The sequence below is a fragment of the Pseudovibrio sp. POLY-S9 genome (assembly GCF_001431305.1).
Classification (GTDB): Bacteria; Pseudomonadota; Alphaproteobacteria; order Rhizobiales; family Stappiaceae; genus Pseudovibrio.
In genome coordinates this window covers 176,374-181,780 of sequence record NZ_LCWX01000228.1, presented here as the reverse complement: position 1 = coordinate 181,780, position 5,407 = coordinate 176,374, and the positions used below count along the sequence as shown (strand labels likewise).

The 5,407-nt window shown below is 50.0% G+C and carries 5 protein-coding genes; 2 read left to right on the top strand and 3 right to left on the bottom strand.

The genetic code is table 11. From position 1 onward, the window contains the following. Nucleotides 1–474: 474 nt before the first annotated feature. Nucleotides 475–657 (top strand): hypothetical protein, encoded by a 183-nt coding sequence (locus PPL9_RS23475; protein ID WP_057464977.1) that lies wholly within the window; start codon nucleotides 475–477, stop codon nucleotides 655–657. A gap of 79 nt (nucleotides 658–736) precedes the next feature. Here PPL9_RS23475 and PPL9_RS23470 read toward each other — a convergent pair whose 3' ends face one another. After that, entirely contained in the window at nucleotides 737–1,246 is a 510-nt protein-coding gene (locus PPL9_RS23470) for a response regulator (RefSeq protein ID WP_082597066.1), read from the bottom strand. Nucleotides 1,247–1,547: 301 nt separating this feature from the next. On the opposite strand from PPL9_RS23470, the gene hemA reads away from it, so the two are divergent. Then, nucleotides 1,548–2,825 carry a 5-aminolevulinate synthase gene (gene hemA / locus PPL9_RS23465; protein ID WP_057464975.1) on the top strand — a complete coding sequence of 426 codons (1,278 nt, stop codon included), beginning with the start codon at nucleotides 1,548–1,550 and terminating at the stop codon, nucleotides 2,823–2,825. 156 nt (nucleotides 2,826–2,981) lie between these two features. Here the strand turns inward: hemA and ccoS are convergent, their stop codons facing one another. Together ccoS and PPL9_RS23455 are read right to left on the bottom strand one after the other, a co-directional pair. Further along, on the bottom strand, nucleotides 2,982–3,170 hold the full coding sequence (gene ccoS, locus PPL9_RS23460; protein WP_057464974.1) for a cbb3-type cytochrome oxidase assembly protein CcoS: 189 nt from the start codon (nucleotides 3,168–3,170) through the stop codon (nucleotides 2,982–2,984). An 8-nt stretch (nucleotides 3,171–3,178) separates the two neighbouring features. After that, entirely contained in the window at nucleotides 3,179–5,398 is a 2,220-nt protein-coding gene (locus PPL9_RS23455; protein WP_057464973.1) for a cation-translocating P-type ATPase, read from the bottom strand. Nucleotides 5,399–5,407: the final 9 nt, after the last annotated feature.

The following is a 5,407-nucleotide window of genomic DNA, read 5'->3' as shown; positions in this document are numbered from 1 at the left end:
TGTTGCGCGTTCTGTGAAATCTGATTTTAAAAAATCACTGAATTTTAGAACAATTTACAACTCTGCCGTGAGCCCTCTCTAACGCGCGGACTTTTCTGAGGGCAAGCAATCGCACTTATCAACGGTAATCCATCGATAATCCAAAGTGGTCGCGAAACAAACAAACTCACCCGAACACATAAATATCAGCTCAATGAAATAAAATTCCACGTTCTTGAGCTGAGCTCTACATGCCTTTGCGGCACTGTGCCTGAGATGCAACGTGCCACAATTCGACCAAATTTCATCTTGGAGTTGGTTTACATGTGACGGGAGTCCTGCGACGTTTCTGTGGTCTTGGGGGCGTATTGGGGTAGTTTTCCAACCAACCGTTTTGCGGATCGGGGAAGAGGGTATGCCTCCCAAGCGCACTTGCATGAGCTCTCGCGCAAGTGTCCGCTGATATTCATTTTGTTGGAGTTTCAGGAGGTAAAAATGGATCAGGCAGTCATCGACGCAGATGTCCCGACAGCAGCACACGGAAAGTTTTCCGAAGCAGAGCTACAGATGCTTCGCTACCAACTTGAGGAAGCAGAGTTCGCCAAACTCATTCGATTGGTATCCAGTCTTCCATCAGAGAAATGGGATCAAGCGATCAAGGCCCTCTCCGCTCTGTAGGCGTCATAGATGATCCACCTTGGGGGCAACTCAGCGCCTCCGAGGAGGTTATTGCATGCCTTATTGCGAAAAAGAAAGCTCAGACCATCGTGGCTGAGTTTGCCTCGCCAATTATGCTGTTTCCGTCCCAGTTCTTTTTGTGTCCGCGGATTTCACGCGGTGCCGGGCCGAAGTAACCTGCTGTTTTCACAAAGTCTCTTGGCTGAAGAATAATCGATGCAATGCGTTGATAGAGCGCTTTGGCAGAAATCGGCTTACACAGCAACTCGTGGATGCCCAGCTTTCTGGCTTCGATAATGCGGCTGCGTTCGGTATGGGCCGTGACCATAATAATCGGGATATAAGCGTACGGATTATTCTGGGTACGGATCATGCGTACCATGTCTGCTCCGTCGAGAATTGGCATAACCCAGTCGAGAATCAGGATATCCGGATTAGCGCGATCCATCGCCTCCAGACCAGATGCTCCGTCTTCCGCTTCGACGATTTTCCGGGCTCCAAAACCTTGAAGCATTGTACGCAGAATTGTGCGCATATAAGCGCTGTCTTCAACCACCAAAAACGATAAGGATGAGAGGTCTATACTCACGCAGTCATGCCCCGGTCACTTGATGTAACCCAATTAAATTAGAACAGAAATTCAGTTATTAGTTACAAGGTGTGGCAGAGAACATAACAAATTGCAAGACTGCCCAATTATAGTTCTATGTCAAAGACTATGTCTGCGATATATATAGGCTGATATGCGTTAGGTGAAAAAATCCTTTGATAAATCCGCAATTCCATGGACCGCGTCAATGTGTCCTTCGACAGGGATAAGGATTATCGCTAAGTTTAGGCTAACTCTAAAGTATCGCCGAATAATACCGCCGCAATATAAGGGGCAAAAAATGGACTACCAAAATATCTTCAATGAGGCGATTGCTTCTTTGAAGGATGAAAAACGGTACCGCGTATTTGCTAATCTCGAACGCATTGCAGGGCGTCACCCACACGCACTGTGGCGTAAAGAAAATCAAAACCTCCGTGAAATCGTCATTTGGTGTTCAAACGACTACCTGGGGATGGGCCAACACCCTAAAGTTATTGATGCCATGACAGAAACCGTTCAGCGCATGGGAGCTGGCGCAGGCGGTACGCGTAACATCTCGGGCACGAACTACCCTCTGGTACAGCTTGAAGAAGAACTCGCAGACCTCCACGGAAAAGAAGGCGCCCTCGTTTTCTCAAGTGGTTTTGTTTCCAACGAAGCGTCCATTTCGACAATTGCAAAGTTGCTTCCTGATTGCCTGATCCTGTCTGACCAGCTGAACCACGCTTCCATGATTGCGGGTGTTCGCGGCGCAGGGACTTCTAAGAAAGTATGGCGTCATAATGACCTTGAGCACCTTGAAGACCTGCTCAAGTCTGCTGGGAACGACCGCGCAAAGCTGATCGTGTTTGAATCCGTGTACTCCATGGATGGCGATATCGCACCGATCGAGCGCATTTGTGACCTTGCCGACAAGTACAATGCGATGACCTATATCGACGAAGTGCATGCTGTTGGCATGTACGGTCCGCGCGGCGCAGGTATTGCTGAACGTGACGCGGTCATGGATCGCATCGACATCATTGAAGGTACACTGGCGAAAGCATTCGGTGTGATGGGCGGTTATATCACTGCTTCTCAGACTATCATTGATGCGGTTCGCTCCTATGCTCCAGGCTTCATCTTTACCACTGCTATTCCACCAGGACTTGCTGCGGCAGCAACAGCTTCCATCAAGCATCTGAAAGAATCCGGTGTAGAGCGCGAAGGTCAGCAGCGTCAGGCACAGCGCACAAAAGATGTACTGAAAGCAGCAGGCCTTCCTGTGATGCCTTCTGACACACACATCATTCCAGTGCTGGTTGCTGATCCTGATCTGTGTAAGCAGGCAACCGATCTGCTGTTGGATAAGCATGGCATCTACATTCAGCCAATCAACTACCCAACAGTTCCACGCGGCACTGAGCGTCTGCGCATCACTCCGGGCCCAGTCCACAACGATGCCCTGATTGATCATCTGCGCGATGCTCTGGTGGATGTATGGCAGACTCTTGAGTTGCCATTCACCGATGCTCCAGCGGAAGAAGATCTGGATGCTGCGCAAGGCCAGGCTGTTTATCAGTTTGCTGGCGGCTAAACGCCACCTCAATTCATTGCAAAAGGCCAGCAAATTTGCTGGCCTTTTTTGTTGCTTACAAAGCTGCATAGAAAAAGGCTTGAAGCGCGTCGCTTACAAGCCTCTCATTTCATATCTCTTATCGCTAAATACAGCTCGTGACGCTGAGGTCCCTACTCAGGAAACCTTGCGTTTAGCAGCTTCTACCGGTGTACTGTTTTCCTGCAAATCACCATCATCCAGTATACGCCATTTCGGCCCTTCCATATCATCATACTGACCAGAGCGGAGGGACCATAAAAACGCTACCAAACCTGCGCCACCAAGAAACAACGCAATCGGAATGAGGTAGATTAAGACTTCCATAGTTCTGTTCAGGCCTCCGGATTAGGCTGAGTAGATGAGCCTGCGAGCATTCTCAGGCGTACAGCGTTGAGCGTCACAATAATGGAAGAACCCGACATAGCCAAGGCTGCAACAAGAGGTGTGACAAAACCTAGCACTGCAAACGGCACTGCAATCAAGTTATAGACAACAGAAATGGCGAGATTTTGGTTCATCACCCAACGCGCTTTCTTCGAGATTGTCAGTGCGCTCATAACGGGCGCAAGGTTATCTCCCAGGAAGACTGCATCTGCTGCTGCCTGACTGACGTGAACTGCTGAAACGGGCGAGATGGATACGTTTGCTGCCGCGAGCGAGGGGGCATCATTGAGGCCATCACCAACCATCAAAACCTTCTTGCCTTGTGCTTTCAGTTTTTCGATATGGTCGATCTTGTTTTGAGGCTTCATAGCAGCTTGCCAACTTTCAACACTAAGCATCTGCGCTGCGTGTTCGACTGCACCTTTATGGTCACCACTGAGAATTTCAATTGTGTAGCCCGCAGTTTTGAGCTTCTGGATCGTTTCAGTTGCCCCTTCCCTCATAAACTGGCCAACGGGAAGCAATTGTGCAAGCTTGTCTCCAGATTGGAAAGCGACAAAGGAAGCATCCGGTTGCTGCGTTTTTGCTTGTTCGAGCTGCTCATCAGAAACACCGCAAAATGCGGGAGAGCCTAGCTTCGCACACATTCCATCGACGACAGCTTCCACCCCTTTGCCCGCACTCTCTTTTGCATCTGGCAGTGCTTGTTGTGCGCCGGTTGCTTTTGCGATGGCCTGAGATAATGGATGTGAAGAAGACAGAGCAAGACGACCCGCCAGCTCTAACTGTTCAGCTGCAAGACCATGCTCCTTTGAGAGCGAAGCTTCTGGCAATGTCAGAGTGCCGGTTTTGTCGAACACAATGGTATCAACTGTCGCCAGACGCTCAATCGCATCACCAGCGTTCAGCAGCACTCGTTCATTAAAGAACAAGCCGCTTGCCACAACCTGAACTGCCGGAATTGCAAGCCCCAAAGCACAAGGGCATGTGATGATGAGTACAGAGATCGCGATGACCAAAGCTGGTTGCCATGCCATACCAAGCATGATCCAGCCCACGAGTGTCAGAAGCGCAGCGGCGTGCACAACGGGCGCGTAAAGCTGTGAGGCGCGATCTGCGATATGAACGTACTTGGAGCGACCTTCCATAGCCGTTTCCAAAAGTCTGTTCACTTCATCAAGCAATGTGCCTTTGGCTGCGGCTGTTACCTCAATCTCCAACACACCGTAGGTGTTCATGGTACCTGCGTAGACAAGGTCCCCTTCCCCAACGGGCTGCAAGAGGGTTTCACCTGTTACCAAACTCTGATCGACTTCTGATGTGCCCGTCGAAATTTTGCCATCGACGGAAATGCGTTCACCGGCTCTGACCAAAACGCGGTCACCGACGGACAACTTTGACAGAGGTACATCGAGTGCACTGCCGTCCTCTTGTATCTTTGCAGCGCTCTCAGCTTTCAAAGTCGCGAGGTTTTCAGCAAAAGAACGCGTTTTTCTGCGCATGAGATGATCGCAATAACGCCCGACAAGCAGGAAGAACAGCAGCATCACCGCGCTATCAAAGTAAGCGTGTTCGGCTTCCTGAACAGTTTGCCACATGGACAGACCAGTTGCGAGCAACACACCGATCGTGATCGGCACGTCCATGTTCAAACGGCCTGTTTTCACTGCCATATAGGCACTGCGGAAGAAAATGCGGCCAGAGTAAACGACGGTTGGCAGTGCGATTAGTGCGGAAATCCAATGGAAGAAAGACCGGGTCTCAGGATCAATGTCGGATGCGTTACCAGACCAAATTGAGATGGACAACAGCATGATATTCATTGCTGCAAAGCCAGAGACGGCCAGTGCGCGCAAGATCTCTTTGCCCACAGCATCGCCGCGGGATTTTACCTGAGCAGGATCAAAAGGATACGCTTTATAGCCCAGCCTTTGGAGAAGATCGACAATAGGAGATGGATTGGTCTTCTCTCCATCCCAGTCCACTGAAAGACGGTGGGATGACAGGTTTACGCGTGCTTTTTCTACACCATCCAATTTCTGGAGGCCACGCTCGATTTCGTACATACATGCAGCACACGTAATACCGTCAACGGCAAGGTCCATATGAGCCTTACCGTCATCGGTATTTGTTACGAATGCAGCCCAATCCCTTTCAGGCGCAGACATGCTATTACC